The sequence below is a fragment of the Psychrobacter celer genome (assembly GCF_016107555.1).
GTDB classification, from domain to species: Bacteria; Pseudomonadota; Gammaproteobacteria; order Pseudomonadales; family Moraxellaceae; genus Psychrobacter; species Psychrobacter celer.
This window is the reverse complement of sequence record NZ_JABASU010000002.1, coordinates 133,273-153,346: the sequence shown is the minus strand read 5'-3', so window position 1 is coordinate 153,346 and position 20,074 is coordinate 133,273. Positions and strand designations below refer to the sequence as shown.

General features: G+C 47.4%; 18 protein-coding genes. 10 read left to right on the top strand and 8 right to left on the bottom strand.

Annotation, left to right across the window (positions count from 1 at the left end; translation table 11 throughout):
* Window positions 1-25: 25 nt before the first annotated feature.
* The 3 genes from JFC05_RS02125 to JFC05_RS02115 are packed head-to-tail and all read right to left on the bottom strand — an operon-like array spanning window position 26 to window position 3,647.
* The gene (locus JFC05_RS02125; protein WP_198335566.1) at window positions 26-808 is read right to left on the bottom strand and encodes an SDR family NAD(P)-dependent oxidoreductase; all 783 of its coding nucleotides are present in this window, start codon (window positions 806-808) and stop codon (window positions 26-28) included.
* A gap of 3 nt (window positions 809-811) precedes the next feature.
* Window positions 812-1,819, bottom strand: a complete 1,008-nt coding sequence (locus tag JFC05_RS02120; RefSeq protein ID WP_198335565.1) for an NADP-dependent oxidoreductase — start codon at window positions 1,817-1,819, stop codon at window positions 812-814.
* 22 nt (window positions 1,820-1,841) lie between these two features.
* Entirely contained in the window at window positions 1,842-3,647 is a 1,806-nt protein-coding gene (locus tag JFC05_RS02115; RefSeq protein WP_198335564.1) for an acyl-CoA dehydrogenase, read from the bottom strand.
* A 182-nt stretch (window positions 3,648-3,829) separates the two neighbouring features.
* Here JFC05_RS02115 and JFC05_RS02110 point away from each other — a divergent pair, with 182 nt between their 5' ends.
* Window positions 3,830-4,876, top strand: a complete 1,047-nt coding sequence (locus tag JFC05_RS02110) for a GlxA family transcriptional regulator (RefSeq protein ID WP_198335563.1) — start codon at window positions 3,830-3,832, stop codon at window positions 4,874-4,876.
* A gap of 26 nt (window positions 4,877-4,902) precedes the next feature.
* Here JFC05_RS02110 and JFC05_RS02105 read toward each other — a convergent pair whose 3' ends face one another.
* The gene (locus tag JFC05_RS02105) at window positions 4,903-6,132 is read right to left on the bottom strand and encodes an LD-carboxypeptidase (protein ID WP_198335562.1); all 1,230 of its coding nucleotides are present in this window, start codon (window positions 6,130-6,132) and stop codon (window positions 4,903-4,905) included.
* A gap of 354 nt (window positions 6,133-6,486) precedes the next feature.
* Here JFC05_RS02105 and JFC05_RS02100 point away from each other — a divergent pair, with 354 nt between their 5' ends.
* The gene (locus JFC05_RS02100; RefSeq protein ID WP_105245183.1) at window positions 6,487-6,951 is read left to right on the top strand and encodes a YkvA family protein; all 465 of its coding nucleotides are present in this window, start codon (window positions 6,487-6,489) and stop codon (window positions 6,949-6,951) included.
* Between the two features lie 294 nt (window positions 6,952-7,245).
* Here the strand turns inward: JFC05_RS02100 and JFC05_RS02095 are convergent, their stop codons facing one another.
* Complete coding sequence (locus JFC05_RS02095; RefSeq protein ID WP_075101153.1) at window positions 7,246-7,551, bottom strand: hypothetical protein; 306 nt, start codon at window positions 7,549-7,551, stop codon at window positions 7,246-7,248.
* Window positions 7,552-7,707: 156 nt separating this feature from the next.
* Entirely contained in the window at window positions 7,708-8,259 is a 552-nt protein-coding gene (locus tag JFC05_RS02090) for a hypothetical protein (protein ID WP_198335561.1), read from the bottom strand.
* 477 nt (window positions 8,260-8,736) lie between these two features.
* On the opposite strand from JFC05_RS02090, the gene dnaQ reads away from it, so the two are divergent.
* From dnaQ to nudC, 3 genes are all read left to right on the top strand, one after another.
* Window positions 8,737-10,326: a DNA polymerase III subunit epsilon gene (dnaQ, locus tag JFC05_RS02085; protein WP_198335560.1), complete on the top strand. Its 1,590-nt coding sequence runs from the start codon at window positions 8,737-8,739 to the stop codon at window positions 10,324-10,326.
* Window positions 10,327-10,488: 162 nt separating this feature from the next.
* Complete coding sequence (locus JFC05_RS02080) at window positions 10,489-12,171, top strand: hypothetical protein (protein WP_198335559.1); 1,683 nt, start codon at window positions 10,489-10,491, stop codon at window positions 12,169-12,171.
* 165 nt (window positions 12,172-12,336) lie between these two features.
* On the top strand, window positions 12,337-13,287 hold the full coding sequence (gene nudC / locus JFC05_RS02075) for an NAD(+) diphosphatase (protein ID WP_198335558.1): 951 nt from the start codon (window positions 12,337-12,339) through the stop codon (window positions 13,285-13,287).
* A gap of 47 nt (window positions 13,288-13,334) precedes the next feature.
* On the opposite strand, the gene JFC05_RS02070 is transcribed toward nudC, so the two are convergent.
* Complete coding sequence (locus tag JFC05_RS02070) at window positions 13,335-13,553, bottom strand: hypothetical protein (RefSeq protein ID WP_198335557.1); 219 nt, start codon at window positions 13,551-13,553, stop codon at window positions 13,335-13,337.
* A gap of 102 nt (window positions 13,554-13,655) precedes the next feature.
* Here JFC05_RS02070 and JFC05_RS02065 point away from each other — a divergent pair, with 102 nt between their 5' ends.
* The 5 genes from JFC05_RS02065 to JFC05_RS02045 all read left to right on the top strand — a co-directional run bounded on the left by JFC05_RS02065 (window position 13,656) and on the right by JFC05_RS02045 (window position 17,888).
* A complete protein-coding gene (locus JFC05_RS02065; RefSeq protein ID WP_192993887.1) occupies window positions 13,656-14,498 on the top strand; it encodes an RnfABCDGE type electron transport complex subunit B in 843 nt (280 codons plus the stop codon).
* A 52-nt stretch (window positions 14,499-14,550) separates the two neighbouring features.
* Entirely contained in the window at window positions 14,551-15,246 is a 696-nt protein-coding gene (gene nth / locus JFC05_RS02060) for an endonuclease III (RefSeq protein ID WP_192993885.1), read from the top strand.
* 476 nt (window positions 15,247-15,722) lie between these two features.
* Window positions 15,723-16,889 carry a methionine adenosyltransferase gene (metK, locus tag JFC05_RS02055; RefSeq protein WP_198335556.1) on the top strand — a complete coding sequence of 389 codons (1,167 nt, stop codon included), beginning with the start codon at window positions 15,723-15,725 and terminating at the stop codon, window positions 16,887-16,889.
* A 144-nt stretch (window positions 16,890-17,033) separates the two neighbouring features.
* Entirely contained in the window at window positions 17,034-17,330 is a 297-nt protein-coding gene (locus JFC05_RS02050; RefSeq protein ID WP_075101243.1) for a DUF3144 domain-containing protein, read from the top strand.
* A 204-nt stretch (window positions 17,331-17,534) separates the two neighbouring features.
* A complete protein-coding gene (locus JFC05_RS02045) occupies window positions 17,535-17,888 on the top strand; it encodes a hypothetical protein (protein WP_227697371.1) in 354 nt (117 codons plus the stop codon).
* A gap of 177 nt (window positions 17,889-18,065) precedes the next feature.
* On the opposite strand, the gene JFC05_RS02040 is transcribed toward JFC05_RS02045, so the two are convergent.
* Window positions 18,066-19,718, bottom strand: coding sequence for a BCCT family transporter (locus JFC05_RS02040; RefSeq protein ID WP_198335555.1), 1,653 nt, complete (start codon window positions 19,716-19,718; stop codon window positions 18,066-18,068).
* Window positions 19,719-20,074 lie beyond the last annotated feature (356 nt).

Below are 20,074 nucleotides of genomic sequence, written 5' to 3'. Positions count from 1 at the left end.
TAATGATTTGGCAGTTATTTGACTATTAAGCCAACATACCACCATCAAGGGTAAAAGCATGACCATTCATAAAGCTGCTTTCATCACTCGCCAGCCAAGCAATCGCGCCAGATACCTCGTCAACTTCGCCTAAACGGCGCATTGGGCTGGCTTTGATGGTTGCTTGTTGGGCGCGCTCATCCATATTTGCCATGGTATTACGCACCATCGGCGTATCGATAAAGCTTGGGCAAACAGCGTTAAAACGAATATTGACGCGCGCATACTCGTGAGCGGCAGACTTGGTCAATCCCATCACCCCATGCTTGGCAGCGCTATAGGCGGATAATAGCGGCGCAGAACGCAAACCTGCGATAGATGCCACATTAATCACATGGCCACCGCCATTGGTCGCCATACAAGCAACAGCAGCGCGCATACAATGCCAGACGCCTTTTAGATTAACGGCAATATTACGGTCAAATTCCTCGTCACTCAACTCATGCATTGGTACTGGCTTATGGTCAATACCAGCATTATTTATCACCACATCAAGGCCGCCCAATGTTTCCATCGCAAAGGCAAATAACGCGCGTACTTCATCACCACTGGTAACATCGACCTTTTTAAACACAATGCTATTGCCCGCGTCTTGCCCTTGCTGAGCAACGCCTGCGCCCATGTCTTCCGCCAAATCACCAATCACCACTTTGGCACCGCGACTTGCCAGCAGTAGCGCGCTAGCTGCACCGATGCCAGACGCGCCGCCGGTGATTAAAATACGTTTACCTGTTACATCTGATGCAATTCCGTTTGTATTCAGTGTCATGAGTTATTCCTCTACTTTAAGTACCAGTTTGCCGAAGTTTTCACCGTTAAAGAGCATCATAAGCGTATCAGGGAATGTTTCAATCCCCTTAACGATATGATCTTTTACTTTGATGTCGCCTGACTGAATCCAGCCTGCAATCTCTTTCATCGCGATTGGATATTCTTTGATATTATCAAACACCACAATGCCTTCCATACGGGCGCGGTTGACCAGTAGTGATAAATAATTTGATGGGCCTTTGACGGCTTCCGTGTTGTTGTATTGACTGATCGCACCGCAGATGACGATACGCGCATGTAGGTTTATTTGAGTAAGTACGTCGTTTAAAATGTCACCGCCAACGTTATCAAAATAGACATCGACGCCATTTGGACAAGTTTGCTTCAAGGCTTTTTTGACGTTTTCGTTTTTATAATCGATCGTTGCATCAAACCCAAGCTCATCAACTAAGAATTTGCATTTCTCGCTACCGCCTGCAATACCAACGACGCGGCAGCCTTTGATTTTAGCAATCTGACCGACCAAACTACCAACGGCACCCGCAGCACCTGATACCACAACGGTCTCGCCTGCTTTTGGTTGACCTGTTTTGAGCAAACCAAAATACCCTGTCATACCCGGCATCCCAAGTACGCCTAAATAGTAAGGTAGCGGTGCAAGATTTGGATCAACTTTATGCAATCCTGTGCCATCACTGACCGCATATGACTGCACGCCATCGTGACCTGCGACATAATCCCCAACGGCAAATTTCTCATTTTTACTTTCAATCACCTCGCCCACCGTACCGGCACGCATGACGTCCCCAATCTGGACAGGTTTGATATATGATTTGACATCATTTAACCAGCCACGCATCGCGGGATCGATAGAGATATAATCAATTTTAATCAGTAATTGACCATCGGTGATAGTCGGTATTTCTGTCTCAGTATAATCCCAAGTTTCAGCATTTGGTGCGCCAACTGGTCTTGTTTTTAGTCGCCATTGTTTATTTATGGTTGTCATTGCTCTTTCCTTAGAGTCGTCCTTAGAACCAGTCCGCTTGCATGTCAGTGCAAACAGCGTTGTCATTGTTTAAAATGGCTATATCACGGTTAATCAACGGCAACTCCCAATCGATAAAGTATTTGGCCGCTTGTATTTTGCCGTGGTAGAAATTCTGCTGCTCAACATCTTGCGTCGTACTTAGTAGTTGCTCAGCTTTGCTCGCTTGGCGAATCCAAATCCAGCTCACCACAATAGTCGCAAATACATTCATCAATGCTTGTGCATTACCAGTTAAAGTGATGGCTTTTTCTGTTTGTAGGATTTTGCTTAAATGCACGAGCACTTCATGTAAATGACCCATATAAGGCATGAGCTTACCGGCAAGTTTGGCGGTTTCTGGTGTACGAATACTTTCTAAGTCTTGAGTGATTTCACGTTTTAAGATTTGGATACCAAGTCCGCCTTTTTGCCATAACTTACGGAATGACAAATCTAACGCCTGCACACCATTTGTGCCTTCATGAATGGGATTGAGACGATTATCTCGCCAAAACTGCTCGGCTTGATATTCACGCGTATAACCTGCACCGCCCAATACTTGAATACCTAGATCATTGGCTTTGGGACCATACTCTGACGGCCATGCTTTGAGCACTGGTGTGAGTAAATCTAGTAATTCTGATAGCTCAGCTTGCTTGGTGGCGTCTTCACAGGTATTGATACGGTCAATGAGATTGGAGCCATATAGACAGAGTGAAATACCGCCCTCGCTATAGGCTTTTTGCGCAAGGAGCATACGTTTGACGTCACCGTGATTAATAATTGCCGTTGCTGCATCTTCAGGTTTATCATTCGGTGCAATTCTGCCCTGCACTCTGTCTTTGGCATAATCGAGTGAATATTGATAACCGCGATAGCCAATCATCGCCGCGCCAAAACCAACTGCAATACGCGCTTCGTTCATCATTTTGAACATATAGCGCAGGCCAAAATGCTCATCCCCAATCAGATAGCCGTGACACTCGCCTGCATCACCAAAGCTCAATGCTGTAGAAGTCGCGCCGCGATAGCCAAGCTTATGAATCAGTCCAGTCAAATGCACGTCATTACGCTCGCCTACCGATAAATCATCATTGAGTCGATACTTGGGCACGGCAAATAGCGAGATACCTTTGACGCCACCAGGACCGCCCGGCACTTTTGCTAAAACCAGATGCACGATGTTGTCAGACAATTCGTGATCGCCCGCTGAGATATAAATCTTGCTGCCTTTGATACGATAGCTGCCGTCGTTTTGCTTCACGGCAGTGGTTTTGATATCGGCAAGCGACGAGCCAGCATGCGGCTCGGTCAATGCCATGGTGCCAGTGAATTCACCGGTTAGCATACGCGGCATAAAGGCATCTTTGATCTCGTCACTGGCGAAATGAGAAATGACATTAATCGCCGCCGTGGTCAAAAATGGATAAGCCGTAGTCGATGGATTGGCTGCCATAAAATAGCCTGCTACCGCCGTCATGACGGTTTCGGGCAGTTGCATGCCACCATCGTCAAAGCGATAACGTCCGGCGATAAAGCCCGACTCACGAAAGGCATCAAAGGCGACTTTGACATCGTCTATCATGCTGACTTTTTTGCCATCAAACTGTGGCTCGTTCTTGTCGGCCACATGATTATGCGGTAAAAACAAATCAGTGGCGATTTTATTGGCGGTACCCAATACCGCGTCAAAGGTTTCGCGGCTGTGTTCTGCAAACTTCGGATGCTTGGTTAAGTCTTCAGTGCCCAATACATCATATAACTGAAACGGTAATTCAAAGTCGTTGATAAGCGTATCTGCTGCCATAGTGTTCTCGCTGGCTCATTAAATTTGTTGATGACTTGATAGTAATCTAATTTAACGCCTTGCTGTATTGTCATTTATGACATAATCATGGTCAAATACGACAAAACTCATGTGTTAAATTAGAAAAACCCCGTCAAAAAACGTCATTTTTAATAAGTATTTTGAAAGGAAATTACGTAGCCATGCCCTACTTCAAACCCTTTAAAGTCATCATTGTCGGTTTTGATGGTGTGCTTGGCAGCGCTTTGACAGGCGCATTAGATTTATTTTCATTTACCGGAGTGAGTTGGCAACGATTTTTGGATGAGACGGTAGAACCAAAGTTTAATGTGCAGATTGCCAGTCTTGGCGGCGCAGATATCAGATGTAGCAATCGCTTAATCATGCGCGCGCATGGCGATATTCAGGAAGTGACAGAGTGCGACTTATTGTTAATTCCAACGATTGGCGACTCTATCGATAAAGTGCTGAGTCAGAACGCTGAGCTGATTGAACATATCAAGCGACTGGCAAATACCAAAGCCGATATCGCTAGTAACTGTAGCGGCGCGTTCTTTTTAGCAAAAGCAGGCTTGCTCGATGGCAAAGTCGCGACAACCCATTGGGGTTATGCGAGTAAGTTTAAGGCAGATTTTCCACTGGTTGATTTGCAAGAAAATCAGTTTGTTACTCACTCAAAAAGCAGATCAAAAAATGAGTCAGAAAGTGATTCAGCACATCAATCAGGCAATATATTTTGTGCAGCAGGTGGTAGCGCTTTTTATGACTTAGGGTTGTTATTAATCGAGCGTTATTGCGGGCGCGAGATTTCGACCCAAGTAGCCAAAACCCAGATTATTGATAGTAAACGCGGTAATCAAAACAGCTATACCAATGTGACTTTGCATAAGCCGCATGCTGACCAACTGGTTCAGCAAGTACAAGAATTTATCGAGGAAAATTTTAGGCAAGCGATACAGGTGAGCCATTTGGCCGCCATGGTCAATATCACCCCGCGCACCTTAAACAGACGTTTTCAAGCTGCCGTCGCCATGCGTCCAATTGAATATATTCAAGCAGTGCGTATTGAGCAGGCAAAGCGCTTACTGGAATTGGGCGATGTGACGATAAAATCGCTGGCGGAGCAAGTCGGCTATGATGACATCTCATCATTTACGCGGCTGTTTAAACGCGCCACCGAGCTGACCCCGAAAGAATATCAGGATAAATTTTCACGACTGGCGATTTAGACTTTTATTTATTATATTTTTAACCACTAAACATTTTGCCATAACCCTTCGACATAAATGGCATCAGCTTTAATCGTTGGGTAATCACTAAACGTCAATTGATAGCCACCAACTGTATTTGGACTAATCTGACACATCGCTCCAAGTGGAAAGCTGTGCTTTTGTCCAATATGACCAAAGCGCATGCCACTATAAATCGGTAATCCTGTCAGCTGATGCAATTGACGAATCACAGTAGCGACATCATAGCGCTTGTCATAACTGTCCTCACCACTACCCGATAACGCGCCAAACACAATCGCCTGCTGACCTTTAAACACTCCTGCCAAATACAAATCATAGAGCATGCGCTCGATACGGTAAGCTTGCTCGCCGACGTCTTCTAAAAATACGATACCGCCAGCAATACGTGGCAAATACTCACTACCTGCCAGCGCCGATACCACGCTTAGATTGCCACCCCACATAGTGCCGGTCAGCGTTTTTGGCTCAGAATTTGTCAGAATACTGGGTAAATTTACACTGGTTAACGACGCATCTGCTATATTAATCGTCAAATTAGGATTGCTTAATGCTTCTACAAACTGTCGGCAGCTAACCTCATCAGGCTTGGTTTTGCCAAACTCGCTATAGAGCATCGGTGCCGCAAGCGAGCTCATACCGCCTTTTGCCAACAGCGCACACTGGATGGCGGTCACATCGCTAAACCCTGACAGTATCGTGCCGCGCTCCTTCATAATACGCCCAAGCGTCGGCCAGTCCACCATCGGCAATAGGCGCATAGCACCGTAGCCACCGCGTACCCCAAGCAATAATTGGGGGGCGGCAATGGCACCAGTCGCGATGTTTTGTAAGTCACTGGCGCGCTGCGAGTCCGTACCCGCAAAACGCAAATACTGCCGCTCGGTAATCGCCGGATTATCTACCTGAAAACCCGCGCAGGCCAAGCGCTCTAAAGCCCGCGCATTACGCTGCTGGCTACCTCCGACGTTGGAGCTGGCAAACAGCCGCGTCTCAATACTTGGTGTGATGCAAAGACGCTTTGCCGGCAAGCTCTCAGCCATTGTCTTTTCAGCAGCACGCTCCTCTACAGCCGTTGGCAGATCATCTTTGGTCAGCGGCAGGTGGCTCTCTGGCGGGTTCGCCTGTATAGATGAGTGCGCCACGGCGCGCGTGACGAGCAGCCCCGCCCCTGCATAGAGGCTAGCTTGACGCAGGAACTGGCGACGATTGAGGGCGAAGGGTATCTTGGTCATAATGCTACCTTTATTGTCATCGATGACGACTGTATTCAGCAATACTTTATTTCGTAATAGTTTATTAAACCGCTATTTTCTTATAACGCAGCTCAAAACTGTCGTTAAGTTACAATCACTAGGTTACAGCCATCAGGTTCTGTCTAGCATCAGATTTTGGCTAGCGTCAGGGTTTTAGGCCACTTGACGTGGCATCTTCAGCTGCGCACACAGTCAACAAAATGATACAGAACCACTCATCGTCTTATTTGGATGACGTCACGACTCTTGCTATAGTAAAGGGTACGACAATAATAGATCAAAATACCATTAGCCAAAAACATTTACCCTAACATTCATATAAGGACTCTTAGTATGGCCGATAAAGAAAAAGACAATAAAAGCCTGATGGATAGTATAAAGCTCATCGTAGGCAAAGAAGACAAACTAAACGACCAACTCAAAAAAGACCAAGGCCTTGAAGGCTATGCCAAAGACTTATTGCTGCTGATGAGCTTAGTAAAAGACTACTATCAGGGCAATTATCGCAACATTCCTTATAAGACCATCTCAGCGGCGGTGGTTGGCTTGCTTTATGTCCTCAACCCCATCGATATCATTCCTGACTTTATCCCCTTTATCGGTCATATCGATGACGCCTTGGTACTCAAGTTTTGTCTTAAAATGATAGACAAGGATTTAACGAAATACAAAAAATGGAAGGATGAACAAACGGCTACCGAAGACAAATCTGTCGACACAGACAAGGACTCAAAACCAACCTTTAAAAAGTCAGACACCAAAAAGTCAGACAAAGAGCAATCCAGCAAAGATAAGTAAATCACAACTACCAGTCATCATGGCTGATAGCTAGCTGAACAAAACAGGGTCTCCATGTAAGCGTCATTGACCCTGTTTTATTAAGACGTATCTTCATTTGAAACATGCTGATAAAAATATGATAAGTCGCAGCCAAATAAGCAAAATAGCGCAGATAATATTGAGGTCAGCTATTTGAGTTTGACACCGTTTGCCAGACTTAGCCGTTTTTAGCCCATTTAGAAGGTTATCGATTGAGGACACGCTCTAGTCTTATCGGTGCCGCTTATGACAAACAGTACTACGACCGACCTATCAATCAGGCACCCCATAATTGGCATTTTCTGGATTTAGGCCAAATGAATACACAAAGGTCGCCACCAAGCTATTGACGATGATAAAAGGCAAATCAATGGCGATATGACCGAGCAAGTAGCGACCAATCAGCCAAGAAACCACCAACATCACGATAAAAAAACTGCCAAGATAGGCTAAAATGGTTGGGTGCTTGAGGTTATAAGGCTGCTCAGATTTGGGCTTTTTATCAAGTATATAGGTTCTGACCGCCCAACCAGCGGCATAAGAAAACCCGCCCAACACCACATAACTAAAAAAATTCATACGACCTGACTCAACTGACTATTCATAATAAAGACACATGATAATACAGCGACATGACGAGCACACTATTGAGAGGTTTGTAAGCGCCTCTACTAACCGTCGTCGCGCGCTTTTATCTGCCCAAAAGACCTCGTTAGAGACTCTTCAAAGATCGGCTTATCGGCTCTCATTGACATTATCGATGATAATATTGGCATGCGGATTGGCCAAAATATCGGTATTGACCTCATCACATGCCACCTGATAGATGGTATTGGCGCCGCGGTAAATATAGGACAGATACTCACTATCTAGCAGCGGATCGATATTGGCATAAGCGGGTTTGGCATGTGCCAAGACCAGTACTCTATCAGGGCGCCCGATGACCGCATCGACATTATCAGGATCGATCGAAAAGAACTGCGGGACTTCACTGTTTTCGATGGCTTCTAATGGCTCAGGCGTGTCCCAGACGCGGCCACTGCTTGCTGGCTCTTTCATTTGCATGACCCACGCGCCCGCTTGTTGACTGATTTTTATTTGGGCAGGCTCATCATGACTGACGGTATAACACCCCTCAAACACCGACAAATCTGCTGGCACTACCGACGCCGTCTCATCTAGCGTGTCGTTGTCATTACATGCGGTCAAAAACATAGCGCTGCTTACGACGGTGGCAACCAGCAGCGGGGTGAGTTTTTTACAACAACTAGCTGAGCGTAATAACATGAGGGCGTATCCTGCATTTATGCGTGAGAGGCACGGATTAAATAAAGGGCGACAATACGTCTTATACCGTTATCCGGCGGTAACGCGGCTTATTTTAACAGAAAACCAAAAAGATAACCTGACCATCTAGGGCGTGTCCTCATTTTAAAAATGGTGATAAAAATGAGATAAATCGCCATTAAACAAGGAAAATAGCGCAGATAATATCGAGATATTAGTCAGCTATTTGACACCGTTTGGCCAGATTTAGCCATTTTTAGCCCATTTAGATGGCTATCGACTGAATTGAAGACACGCCCTAATTTTCAGCAAAGATTTTGTGCCCCAGCGCCGCCCATAATTACCCATAGTAAGCTGATATTTGCTATACTCAGACCCAAAATACGCAGCGCAGTTTTGTACTAAAACGACCAAAACGCGCGCTACGTTCGCTTTTTTTATTCTTGCCGTTATCATTTATCAGGTTGCTCAGCTTTTATGTCAGACAGTCCGCATTCGATGCCTCATACCCCCACCGACCACGCGGCAGATCCGCTCGCGGCCAAAGCAAACACGACGGTTGCCTATACCGATGGCGCGTGTAAGGGCAATCCGGGTGCTGGCGGTTGGGGCGCGCACCTGATATTTAGTGATGGCCGCACCCAAGACCTATATGGCGGCGAAGCACAAACCACCAACAATCGCATGGAGCTGATGGGCGCGATACAAGCCTTAACGCACAGCCCGCCAGCGCATACCCTTGAGATTTGGACAGACTCAAGCTATGTCAAAAACGGCATCACTGATTGGATCGCTGGCTGGAAAAAAAGAGGCTGGAAGACGGCGAGCAAAAAACCAGTCGCCAACCAAGATCTCTGGCAGCAGCTAGATGCGCTCTGTCAACAGCGCGATGTCGATTGGCACTGGGTCAAAGGACATGCTGGACATGCTGGCAACGAAAAAGCCGACGAGCTGGCCAATCTGGGGGTGATCTCCAGCAGCGAGGTACAAGCGACAACTGAATTGCCTAAAAAAAAAGACCCCTTGACGGCTGAGGCAAGCCAGCGCCGCCATGACGATTGGCTAACCTTTGACCCCTTAGGGTTTGATATGATCGATGACGATACAGATGAGACGCCAGCGGACAGCTCGCAAAGCCAAGATACCCGTAGCCTTGCTGACCATCCAATTATCTCTAGCCACACTCAGCGACCAACAGAGCAAGCAACCATGACTGACGCCCACCCAAACACGCACACGCCAAATACTGACACCGCCTCAGTCAGCCAAGCTGACACACAAATGGCTAGCGCAGAGGAGATGCCCAAGTTTGATGGCGACACCAGTCGTGCTAACCCTCACTTTAGGCCACTATTACCAAAGCCCATCCATCGCCATGACTCTGATCGTCAGCTTATCATGGATACTGAGACCACAGGTCTTGATCCTCTAAAGGGCGACCGTATCATCGAAGTGGGTATCGTCGAGCTGGTCGGCCGTAAGTTTACGGGCGAAAAGCTCCACGTCTATATCAATCCACAGCGCGGGATGGACGAAGAAGTGATTCGTATTCACGGTATCTCTGAGGCGTTTTTGGCAGACAAGCCGACCTTTGACCAAGTCGCACAAGCACTGTATGATTTTATGGATGGCGCTGAGGTCATCGCGCATAACGCCACCTTTGATATCAACTTCTTGAGCATGGAGTTTGCCAAAGTTGGCTTGCACGACTTCGCCGAGCGCATACAGGTCACTGATTCTTTGGCGATGGCCAAGCAGCAATACCCAGGACAAAAAAACACGCTAGATGCGTTGGTACGCCGCTTAGACGTCGGTAAACAAGATCGTACTTTTCACGGGGCATTACTAGATTCGGAGATCTTGGCCGAGGTCTATCTGGCAATGACCGGTGGACAGGTCGCTCTCGCCATCGAAGAAGACACACAAACCGACGGCGGACAGACCGGTCATGCCCATTTTTCGGAGCTGGCAGATCTATTACTACAGTCGCCTATGGATGAGAGCGCAAGCCAACACTGGTATGCGTCACTGGCAGAAGACTTCCCTGCCCTCAAAAACAATATGTAGCGGTCACTAAAACCACTTTCTAATCCGACATTTGTATAATATAGTCTTGATTATTATGTTAAGCGTTAAAACATTACTAATAAACGCTTTTTCATTCAAACGCTTTGTTACTTCGTATTTGAACAATCGTTACTCTTATCAGTACGTTATGGAAACACACTTATGGACCAGTCTGCGCAAATGAAGTTAACCGCCCCAACGCTTAGTGTTACTGACTTTAACTTACCTTCACTGCATTTGTTGCATGATGAGATTGTCGTGACGCTTAAAGATACCGAGACCCATCTTAGCGAGTTTAATGATGACAATACTCAAGCGCCTTTATTGCTAGACTCCATCATCGTCCTAAAGCAGCTGTCTCGTATTTTCAAACTCATCTCTTTGGTTGGTGCTGAGGCGCTAAACACCGCCATCGTCAATGGTTTACAGCGCCTATACGACAACGGCGACAATAACGATGTCAATTTGATCATGGACTTGTCAGAGGCCATCATGACACTAGATCGCTATGTCGAGTTTGTCTTATTGACAGAGTCGGTAGAGCCGACGCTATTGTTACCTGTGATCAATAAACTAAACGCGCATGGCCAGCACGCTCCTATCACCGCTGACTACTTTTCAGCCTTTGGTAGCAGTAGCGTCATCATTGCCAGTCCAGAAAAAAACTTCCAACCACTGCATGAGCTTGGCTTAAACAACGAGCTATTGACAGATGCTTATCGTAGCGGTCTTGGCGTTGCCTTATTAAACCAAGATGGCACTGTCAGCGCAGATGCGCAGCAAAAGCTCAATGCCATGGGCGCGGCCTGCGCGTTGATTGCCTCCAAGACCAGCAGTTTGTTTTGGCAAGCGGCCGCTGCGGCTACTGCCGACATCGCGGCCATTCTACCGCTCACGTTAAGCCAAAAGCACACACTGATTTATCTAGAGCAGCAATTCCAAAGCTATCTGCCTGTGATGGATACACGTTTTGCTGATTTGGTCAGCTTTGCTTGTCAGCGCGATAACAAAGCGGCACAGCATCTACGCGAGCAATATGCGCAAAACCGGCTAGAAGAGCCGCAACTTGAGCAAATGAGACGGTTTTTATTTGGTCCCAACCGCGCCCTTACTGATACGCTAAACACTATGATTCAGACGCAGATCAATACCATTAAAGAAGAGGTCGATAGCTACGCGCGCGGCGACTCTGTCAATAGCGCTGAGATGCAAACAGCCAAAATCATAGAAGACTTAGCGGCCTTAGGCTCAGCACTTCGGCTGCTTGGATTGTCAAATGCTGCCGACAGCTTGCGCACCGCAGCCGAGGAGATCGGCCGTTGGCAAGCGCCCTCGCCTGAGGACTTCGATCGTCTATTGCTGGCGCTCATGCATGCTGAAAATGCCACCATCGCCATGGCTGCAATGCACACACCAGGGGCGATTTACTTACCGCTAAACAACCCTCACATCTCTTTGCATCAGCTAAATACAGCCAATGATACCTTGATACAAGAAAGCCGTACGGCCATCGCCAATGCAGAGCAAGCTATCAATGATTATCTGGCCGAGCCTGAGCGCGATATGCTAAATATCCAAAACATCCCTGAGATGATGCGCCAAGTGGCCGGTGCTGTGCGCTTCTTACAGCTGCCGACCCCTGCTAGCATGCTCAGTCAATTGGCCAACTATATCGAGCAGCGTATCGAGAGTGGCAGACGCATCGAAGACGGTACGCTGGCATGTATTGCAGATGTCATCATGGCAGTCGATCACCATTTAGATGGGTTTGAACATAACCGTCCTGTGAGTAAACAAGCGCTTGATGTCGGACAACAAAGCCTAAGTCAGCTGCTAGCAGCCTAACCTAGTCAAGACAAGCTGGCTGCTACTCATTACCTACTGCCTATATGCTGTGCTTTTCCGCTTTATGGTTAGGTAAAATAGACCGTTATTTCTGTCTTATAAGTCTGTATCTCATCAGGTACAGACTTGTTTTTATTTGCTTTCGCTATCGTTTGGAACCCTGATATGACCTGCGCTTTTATCTTTAGTGATGATACGGTATTGTGCCGTCAAACGCCTGAGGGGTGGTGGCCCTGGCACGTTGACTATCTGGCGTCTGGTGCTGCGGCCACCGATGATGCAGCAGTGCCCGCCTATCAGCTCGGATGTGTCACACTGCTTGAGAGCCTAGCGCCCAGTCATTGGCAGGCTGATGACAACCGTCATAACGCCAACGCCAATAACACTACGCTTGATAAGCCAACTCATGCGTTTACTGCGCGCGCCACCTGTGCCATGACCTATGAGTATGCCACGGCGCATCATATCGCCTTACCTCTCATCGCTGAAAGTAGTGGTAATGCCTTTATCCCGTATCGCCAGCTGCTCACCCAGCTACCCATGGCCTTGAGCGACCAACTCAGCCAAGCCATACAGCTGCTGCGCTGGCAAGCTGACACGCAGTTTTGTAGCCGCTGCGCCTCGCCAGTCGTTCATGCGCGACTGGGTGAGCGAGCGATGGTCTGCCCGACTTGCAAGCTGCGCCAATACCCGCGTGTCCAGCCGTGCATCATCACTGCCATTACCCGCCCCAACCCGCAAACAGGTGCAATGCAAATTTTACTGGCGCATCATCATCGCTACGGTCAACAAAAACAGCCGCTGCAGTACGGCCTGATCGCAGGGTTTGTTGAAGTGGGAGAAAGCCTTGAGCACGCCGTGGTGCGCGAGGTGTATGAAGAAGTCAATATTCATCTGACAGATATCCGTTATGTCAGTAGTCAGCCGTGGCCATATCCGTCAAACTTGATGCTCGGATTTCGTGCTACGTATGCAGGTGGCGAGCTGATGATTCAAGAAGATGAGCTGTCACATGCAGACTTCTTTGATCTCTCAAGCCTGCCCAAGATACCTGCGAAAGGCAGTATTGCTTATGAGCTGATTGAGCAGATCCTCCGTGAGCAAGGCATGGCTTAGCCATCATAGGTGGTTGAGTCCATCATTTAGCCCAATGTATCAATTTGCTAATGACGCATGACTACCAGCGTCTTTGACCATGATTTGACCATGACCAGTGCGCTATAACCTTGCCCGCCCATCTCAGCAAGACTGTTTGGCAAAGATGATGCGCTGATGAGGATGCGCCAATATTGTGATTTTGTTATCATCCATTTAAAATGACCGCCTGAACGCAGCGATGGTCGTTTATCACCCATCAATAGCCATACTTTCATCACGCTCATGAAGACAGGCAAACGAAACGCTCGTAAACCAGCCAGCAGCGTTATGAGAGATCAACTATATACCAACACCCTTTTTGTACTGGTGTTAAGGTTTTTAATAACATGCAAAGTAACGCCCCTATCCGTCTGATCAATCTGCCCATATTGTTTGATGACCTACAGATTGACACGCTGCCTGCTGATGTCTCGTCGCAGATTGCAGCGGTGGATGCCTGCCTGCCACAGACGCAGTGCGGCCTGTGCGAGCATCCCGACGGCTGCTTGCCATACGCGGCCGCCATCGTTGTAGATGGCGAGCCATACAATAAATGCGTGCCTGGCGGCCAGCCCGTGACGGATGCGATCGCAAAAATTGTCGATACAGAGCGTTATCAGCAAGGCCAAACCCCCGCCGCTGCTCCTTCACAGTGGCCGATAGATGCCAGCTCCGAGCGCCCGACTGAAGTGCGGGCTGTCATCCGCGAAGAGGACTGTATAGGCTGCACCAAATGTATCCCTGCCTGCCCCGTCGATGCCATCGTCGGTACTGGTAAACACATGCATACCATCTTTACCGACTTGTGCACGGGCTGTGAGCTTTGCCTAGCACCCTGCCCCGTTGACTGTATCGATCTGGTCACTATCGAGCGTACGCTTAGTGACGCTGAGCGGCAAGCTGAGCAAGAAGATTTGCGCCAGCGTTATCATACGCATTTAGGCCGCGTCGCGGAGCAGCTAAGCGATAGCAGCAACACCAAGCCGGTAGTCAGTATGGTCGAGGCCAAACTCAATAACGCCACCAGCCAAGCTGTTGATATCAGCGAAGCTCAAGCAAAAAACACCATAGCTGCGGCCAAATTACGCACCAAAATCAAAAAATTAGAAAAGCAGCTTGCAGTGCGCGCCAATGACAAAAAACAAGCCGAGCTTGAGACACTACAAGCCGAGCTGGCACAATTATGCTAATGAGTGATTCGATGATTCACGCCCAACAACATATCAAATAAAGTCAAACACCATGAGTAAAACGGTCAAACACAAAACGGCTGAGACCCCGCCCTCCAGACGTATGCCAAACCGCGACGTGCGGCCTTTTTTTGAAAAGCTGGCCGAGACGATTAAGGAGCCCGTCACCGAGCTCAATTACGACAGTAATTTTGAGCTACTCATTGCCGTGATTTTGTCCGCACAAGCAACGGATGTGAGTGTCAATATCGCCACCCAGCAACTATATCCTGTGGCCAATACGCCTGAGGCCATACTCGCGCTTGGCGAAGAAGGGCTAAAGTCTTATATCAAAAACATCGGCTTGTATAACTCAAAAGCCAAAAACGTCATTAAGACCTGCCAAGATCTGATTGAAAAGTTTGATAGCACTGTCCCTGATAACCGCAAAGACTTAGAGTCTCTGGCAGGGGTCGGCCGTAAAACCGCCAATGTGGTGCTCAACACTGCCTTTGGTCAGCCGACGATGGCGGTCGATACTCACATCTTTCGAGTGGGTAACCGCACAGGGCTGGCCACGGGCAAAACCGTCTTAATTGTCGAAAAAAAGCTCATTGAGCGTATTCCAGAAGATTTTATCGTCGATGCTCATCATTATCTGATCTTGCACGGGCGCTATACTTGCCAAGCACGCACACCAAAATGCGGTGCTTGCCCGGTTTATGATGAGTGCATGTTTAAAGACAAAGCCAAATTTGTAGAGCTATAACCCCTTGGCATGAAACAGAGGGTCATACCGATAGCCCTGACTTTGTCGTTTGATTGCCCCAAACCTTTTATTGAGCATTTCTTATGTGACAGCAAACGTCGCTCACTAGAGTTTTGCGACGTTTCAAGGTAGAATACCCTTATTTTTGAACTAACAGATGACAACGACGGTGACCGTCGGTAGTAGAGGATACAGGCGTGACTGCAAAAGCGTTGAGATGATAAGCGTGGCACGTTTATACGCCTGTGTTTTTAGGTGGTTTAGCGCCATTTATGCTATCCATAATGACTGCTCGATGGTTAACGCTATGCGGCGGCAAACTGATTTTAATAAATATTACGACCGATACTGATTGTCAATTATTTAGCAACACCCATTATCCGCCAACTGAGTAATCACGCGGCCAATATGAATGAAAGCCACGCTAAACCGTGCCGCTTTTCCTACCTTTATCGATTCAATTAAGCGATCTAATTATGCGCGAATACAACTTATTTACCTCAGAATCTGTGAGCGAAGGCCACCCAGATAAAATGGCTGATCAAATCTCAGATGCCATTCTTGATGCCATTTTACAGCAAGACCTAGACGCCCGTGTGGCATGTGAGACCTTGGTCAAGACAGGGGCGGTGATATTGGCCGGCGAGGTCACCACCACCGCAAACATCGATGTGGAGCGCATCGTTCGTGATACGGTCAATGGTATTGGTTATCATCATTCAGATCTAGGGTTTGATGGCGAGACCTGCGCTGTCATCAATATGCTGGGTAAACAGTCGCCTGAGATCGCGCAGGGTGTCGATCGCAGCAGCCCTGAAGAGCAAGGTGCCGGCGACCAAGGATTGATGTTTGGTTATGCCAGTAACGAGACCGACGTCTTGATGCCAGCACCGATTGAGTTTGCTCATCGCCTGATGGAGCGTCAATCCGAGCTACGACGCGCAGGCGAGCTGCCTTGGTTGCGTCCAGACGCCAAAGCACAAGTCACGCTAAAATACGACGGCAATCTTCCGGTGGCGATCGATGCGGTGGTATTGTCCACGCAGCACGACCCAAGCATCTCGCAAGCAGATCTGCAAGAAGCCGTTATGGAATCTATCATCAAGCAAGTGCTACCAGCCGACCTACTACACGCGGGCACACGCTATCATATCAACCCCACAGGTAAGTTTGTGATTGGTGGGCCTGTCGGTGATGCAGGGCTGACAGGGCGTAAAATCATCGTGGATACTTACGGTGGTATGGCACGTCATGGCGGTGGTGCCTTTAGTGGCAAAGATCCATCAAAAGTCGACCGCAGCGCGGCCTACGCGGTACGTTATGTCGCCAAAAACATCGTGGCCGCAGGGTTGGCCGATCGCTGTGAAGTACAAGTCAGCTATGCCATCGGTGTCGCCGAACCTACCTCTATCTCCGTCAACACTTTTGGCACCAGTAAGATCAGCAACGAAGAGATCATTCGTCTGATTCGCACACACTTTGACTTACGTCCTTATGGCATTACTCGTATGCTCAACTTGTTGCAGCCGATGTATCAGCAAACCGCCACCTTTGGTCACTTTGGCCGTCCAGGCTCAGAAACTGCCTTTACGTGGGAAAAAACCGATAAAGCTGAGATATTAAAAGCAGACGCAGGCTTGTAATCGCCCGACTGAGTCGCATTGATATATTGATATTATCCATTTAAAACCACCGATACTTATTAGGAGTCGCTTATGTCTCAAGATACCAATCCAGACAACGCTCAAGACAACACTGTTGATGCAAGCCTTGAGATTACCCCTGAAATGCAGGCGTTTTATCAGCGTGCTGATGCCATCATCGGGGTTGCCAACAGCCAGCTAGGCCCCAATGCTCATTCCGGCCAAGTCGGTGCTTCTTTACTATATGCCGCCGCCCGCTATAGCGCGTCAGTTGCTTCTATTGGCTTTGTGAAGGGTGAGGATTTTGCCAAAGAAAAAGATGATATCGTCGAGTTTTATGTCAAGCAGTATCGTCAAATGCTCAGCGACAACCTCACTGACTATGCCCAAAACTTCGATAAATATGTGCAGCTAAATAAAGATGACCAACCAGCGGAATAATCATCACTTGGTTTTGTCATAATCATAAATACCAGACCCAAACTGAATCATCAGTTTGGGTTTTTTATTGCCTAGATATTTTTATGGGTCTATCGGCTAGATGGTTGATGGTAAATACGCTACTATAAACGGTAGACAACAAGCGGTAGACAACACTACCACGTAACACAATCGGACGTTATTGCATTTATATAAGGAGATATAATGATGCCCCCCTTCATGAGCAACGCTTGGACTTTTATAACAAAGCGGCCATTTATCAAACATATGCTCGGCCTGCCCTTACTACTGGCCTTAGCAAGCTGTAGCTCTTTGCCTGATATAACAATGCCTGAGAGCACGCCAGCCCAGCCTACCCGCTCTCACCAACTACCTGATGGTGTGTTTTCGCAGTGCCCACCCTTTGACCCTGAACAAACCATGTGCACCGCGCAGTACGATCCTGTTTGTGTGAAGAGTAAAACTGGCAACTTGATAAGCTACCGTACCGCTGGCAACGCCTGCTCTGCCTGTAGCACCCCTGAGGCGATAGGCTATGTCAAAGGCGAGTGTTTATAAACGACGGTTTTATGATGACGTTATGACGATGTTGTCAAAATACCGATAGGCACCGTGCCACTCACTTCACTGTTGGCTGTTAATAACGGCAGCCATAAAAATACCCAGCTTGTGATAAGCTGGGTATTTTGTAAATCGATAAGATATACTTAAAAGGCAAATAGTCGCGCACGAAGATCAGTCTTCTCGCTTTAGCTCAATCGGACCTTTTAAAAAATCCTCATCAGGCAGCTCATTTGCTGAGTTGTGCTCGGCTGACTCTTCGGTAAGAAACCACTGCTGTTGACGATAGAGAATCAGATGGTCTCGGCTTAATCCACGTAATAGCGAATACATCATGACCAAAATCACCACAGCAAAAGGTAAGCCTGACACGATAGACACGGCTTGTAACGCGACCAACCCCCCTGCCGCGAGCAGTACCGCAGCGATCACCCCTTCTGTACCTGCCCAAAACAAACGCTGAACTTTTGGGGGATCAGTATCACCGCCTGAGGTCAGCATATCTATCACAAAACTGGCCGAATCAGAGGAAGTAACAAACCACAATACAATCATCATGACAATCAGTAAATTAAACATCGACGTCAGTGGATAAGACTCCATCAACTTAAATATCGCACTACCAGTATCGGCCCTGACCGCCTCCACAAGACCTGGACTGACCAAATCAGGACTGGCCGCCGCTAGTAGCTCCATATGAACAGCAGAACCCCCAAAAGCGGTAAACCACAACAATAATATGGCCACTGGAATCAATAACACCCCTAAGGTGAACTCACGAATGGTACGGCCACGAGAGATACGCGCGACAAACACACCCACAAATGGCGACCAGCTTATCCACCATGCCCAATAAAAAATCGTCCAAGAAGCCTGCCAGTTTTCTTGTCCTTCATAGGACTCTGTCCAAAACCCCAATGGAATCACTTGATGTACATAGTTACCGATGTTTTCTACAAAGCTATTAAAAATAAACTGCGTGGGCCCTAAGATAATCACAAAGCTCAGTAAGATAATGGTCAAAAAGATATTGATATCGCTTAGACGCTTGATGCCTTTATCCAAGCCTAAAAACAGCGACATCCCTGCCAAAACAGTGATGATGGCAATCAAGACAATCTGGACACTGGTGTTATTCGGAATACCAAACAAGCTCTCAAGACCAGAGTTAATCTGCAGCACCCCAAGCCCTAAGGTCGTCACTACCCCAAACATCGTACCAAATACCGCTAAGGTATCGACTGTGTGACCCCAGCCGCCATAGATTCTTTTGCCCAATATAGGATATAGAGTCGAGCGGATAGCCAGCGGCAAGCCGCGGCGATAGTGAAAGTAAGCCAAAGCCAGAGCCACCATGCCATAAAGCGCCCAAACATGAATACCGTAGTGTAAAAATGAGATATTCATCGCAAGCTTAGCTGAAGCGACTGTCTCCCCTTCGCCCAGCGGCGGCGCCATATAATGATATAGCGGCTCAGCAGTGCCCCAGTACAGCAGCCCGATACCGATACCTGCTGAAAACAGCATACCTATCCACGAGAGCAGTTTGTATTCAGGCTCCTCATTTTGATGCCCCAAACGAATATCACCATATCGACTGAGTATCATATAGACACTCATCAACAAGGTGGTATTAATCACGACAATAAAAAACCAACCAAAACGCAAAGACACAAAAGCTTTTGCTTGATTAAACACCATTTCTGCTTGCTGATTAAACAGTGCGCCAAAAATAATAAACAGTGTAATTAAAATGACTGAGGTCAAAAAAACAGGTTTGCTTACTCGCGGAAAAGGGCCGACTCGGCCAACTTTCACATGATCCATAGATCTTTCCAAAATTAAAAGAGCGCCACCATATCAAGACATTGATGAATTATCAAATCTAACGCTGCTATGATGCCCTTGTATATAAATAAAATATGATGCCGTGCTATGGGGTTTTTGCCCCTATTTTGCTAACCAAACTAAAAACAAAACCCCAGCTTCCAAAGAGACTGGGGTCTTAACGCGTATCAAAATATGTTTAGTCCATGTATAGTTGATTTACTTTAAAACCGATACAGTGCAGCTGGTATGAATTTTACGCCGCATCTGTCAGCATAGACACAGCAAGCAAGGAAAATTTGTACCAGTTGCACGTTCATATGAACGTAGCGATTTTATTTCGAACTGATTATAGA

Excerpts from the sequence above, each read along its gene's own strand:
- JFC05_RS02065 (WP_192993887.1), top strand. The coding sequence starts at position 13,656 with ATGCAAAGTAACGCCCCTATCCGTCTGATCAATCTGCCCATATTGTTT.
- JFC05_RS02045 (WP_227697371.1), top strand. The coding sequence starts at position 17,535 with ATGATGCCCCCCTTCATGAGCAACGCTTGGACTTTTATAACAAAGCGG.
- JFC05_RS02080 (WP_198335559.1), top strand. The coding sequence starts at position 10,489 with ATGGACCAGTCTGCGCAAATGAAGTTAACCGCCCCAACGCTTAGTGTT.
- JFC05_RS02100 (WP_105245183.1), top strand. The coding sequence starts at position 6,487 with ATGGCCGATAAAGAAAAAGACAATAAAAGCCTGATGGATAGTATAAAG.
- nudC (WP_198335558.1), top strand. The coding sequence starts at position 12,337 with ATGACCTGCGCTTTTATCTTTAGTGATGATACGGTATTGTGCCGTCAA.
- JFC05_RS02095 (WP_075101153.1), bottom strand. The coding sequence starts at position 7,551 with ATGAATTTTTTTAGTTATGTGGTGTTGGGCGGGTTTTCTTATGCCGCT.
- JFC05_RS02070 (WP_198335557.1), bottom strand. The coding sequence starts at position 13,553 with ATGAGCGTGATGAAAGTATGGCTATTGATGGGTGATAAACGACCATCG.
- JFC05_RS02120 (WP_198335565.1), bottom strand. The coding sequence starts at position 1,819 with ATGACAACCATAAATAAACAATGGCGACTAAAAACAAGACCAGTTGGC.
- dnaQ (WP_198335560.1), top strand. The coding sequence starts at position 8,737 with ATGTCAGACAGTCCGCATTCGATGCCTCATACCCCCACCGACCACGCG.
- JFC05_RS02125 (WP_198335566.1), bottom strand. The coding sequence starts at position 808 with ATGACACTGAATACAAACGGAATTGCATCAGATGTAACAGGTAAACGT.
- JFC05_RS02040 (WP_198335555.1), bottom strand. The coding sequence starts at position 19,718 with ATGGATCATGTGAAAGTTGGCCGAGTCGGCCCTTTTCCGCGAGTAAGC.
- JFC05_RS02105 (WP_198335562.1), bottom strand. The coding sequence starts at position 6,132 with ATGACCAAGATACCCTTCGCCCTCAATCGTCGCCAGTTCCTGCGTCAA.
- metK (WP_198335556.1), top strand. The coding sequence starts at position 15,723 with ATGCGCGAATACAACTTATTTACCTCAGAATCTGTGAGCGAAGGCCAC.
- JFC05_RS02115 (WP_198335564.1), bottom strand. The coding sequence starts at position 3,647 with ATGGCAGCAGATACGCTTATCAACGACTTTGAATTACCGTTTCAGTTA.
- JFC05_RS02050 (WP_075101243.1), top strand. The coding sequence starts at position 17,034 with ATGCAGGCGTTTTATCAGCGTGCTGATGCCATCATCGGGGTTGCCAAC.
- JFC05_RS02090 (WP_198335561.1), bottom strand. The coding sequence starts at position 8,259 with ATGTTATTACGCTCAGCTAGTTGTTGTAAAAAACTCACCCCGCTGCTG.
- JFC05_RS02110 (WP_198335563.1), top strand. The coding sequence starts at position 3,830 with ATGCCCTACTTCAAACCCTTTAAAGTCATCATTGTCGGTTTTGATGGT.
- nth (WP_192993885.1), top strand. The coding sequence starts at position 14,551 with ATGAGTAAAACGGTCAAACACAAAACGGCTGAGACCCCGCCCTCCAGA.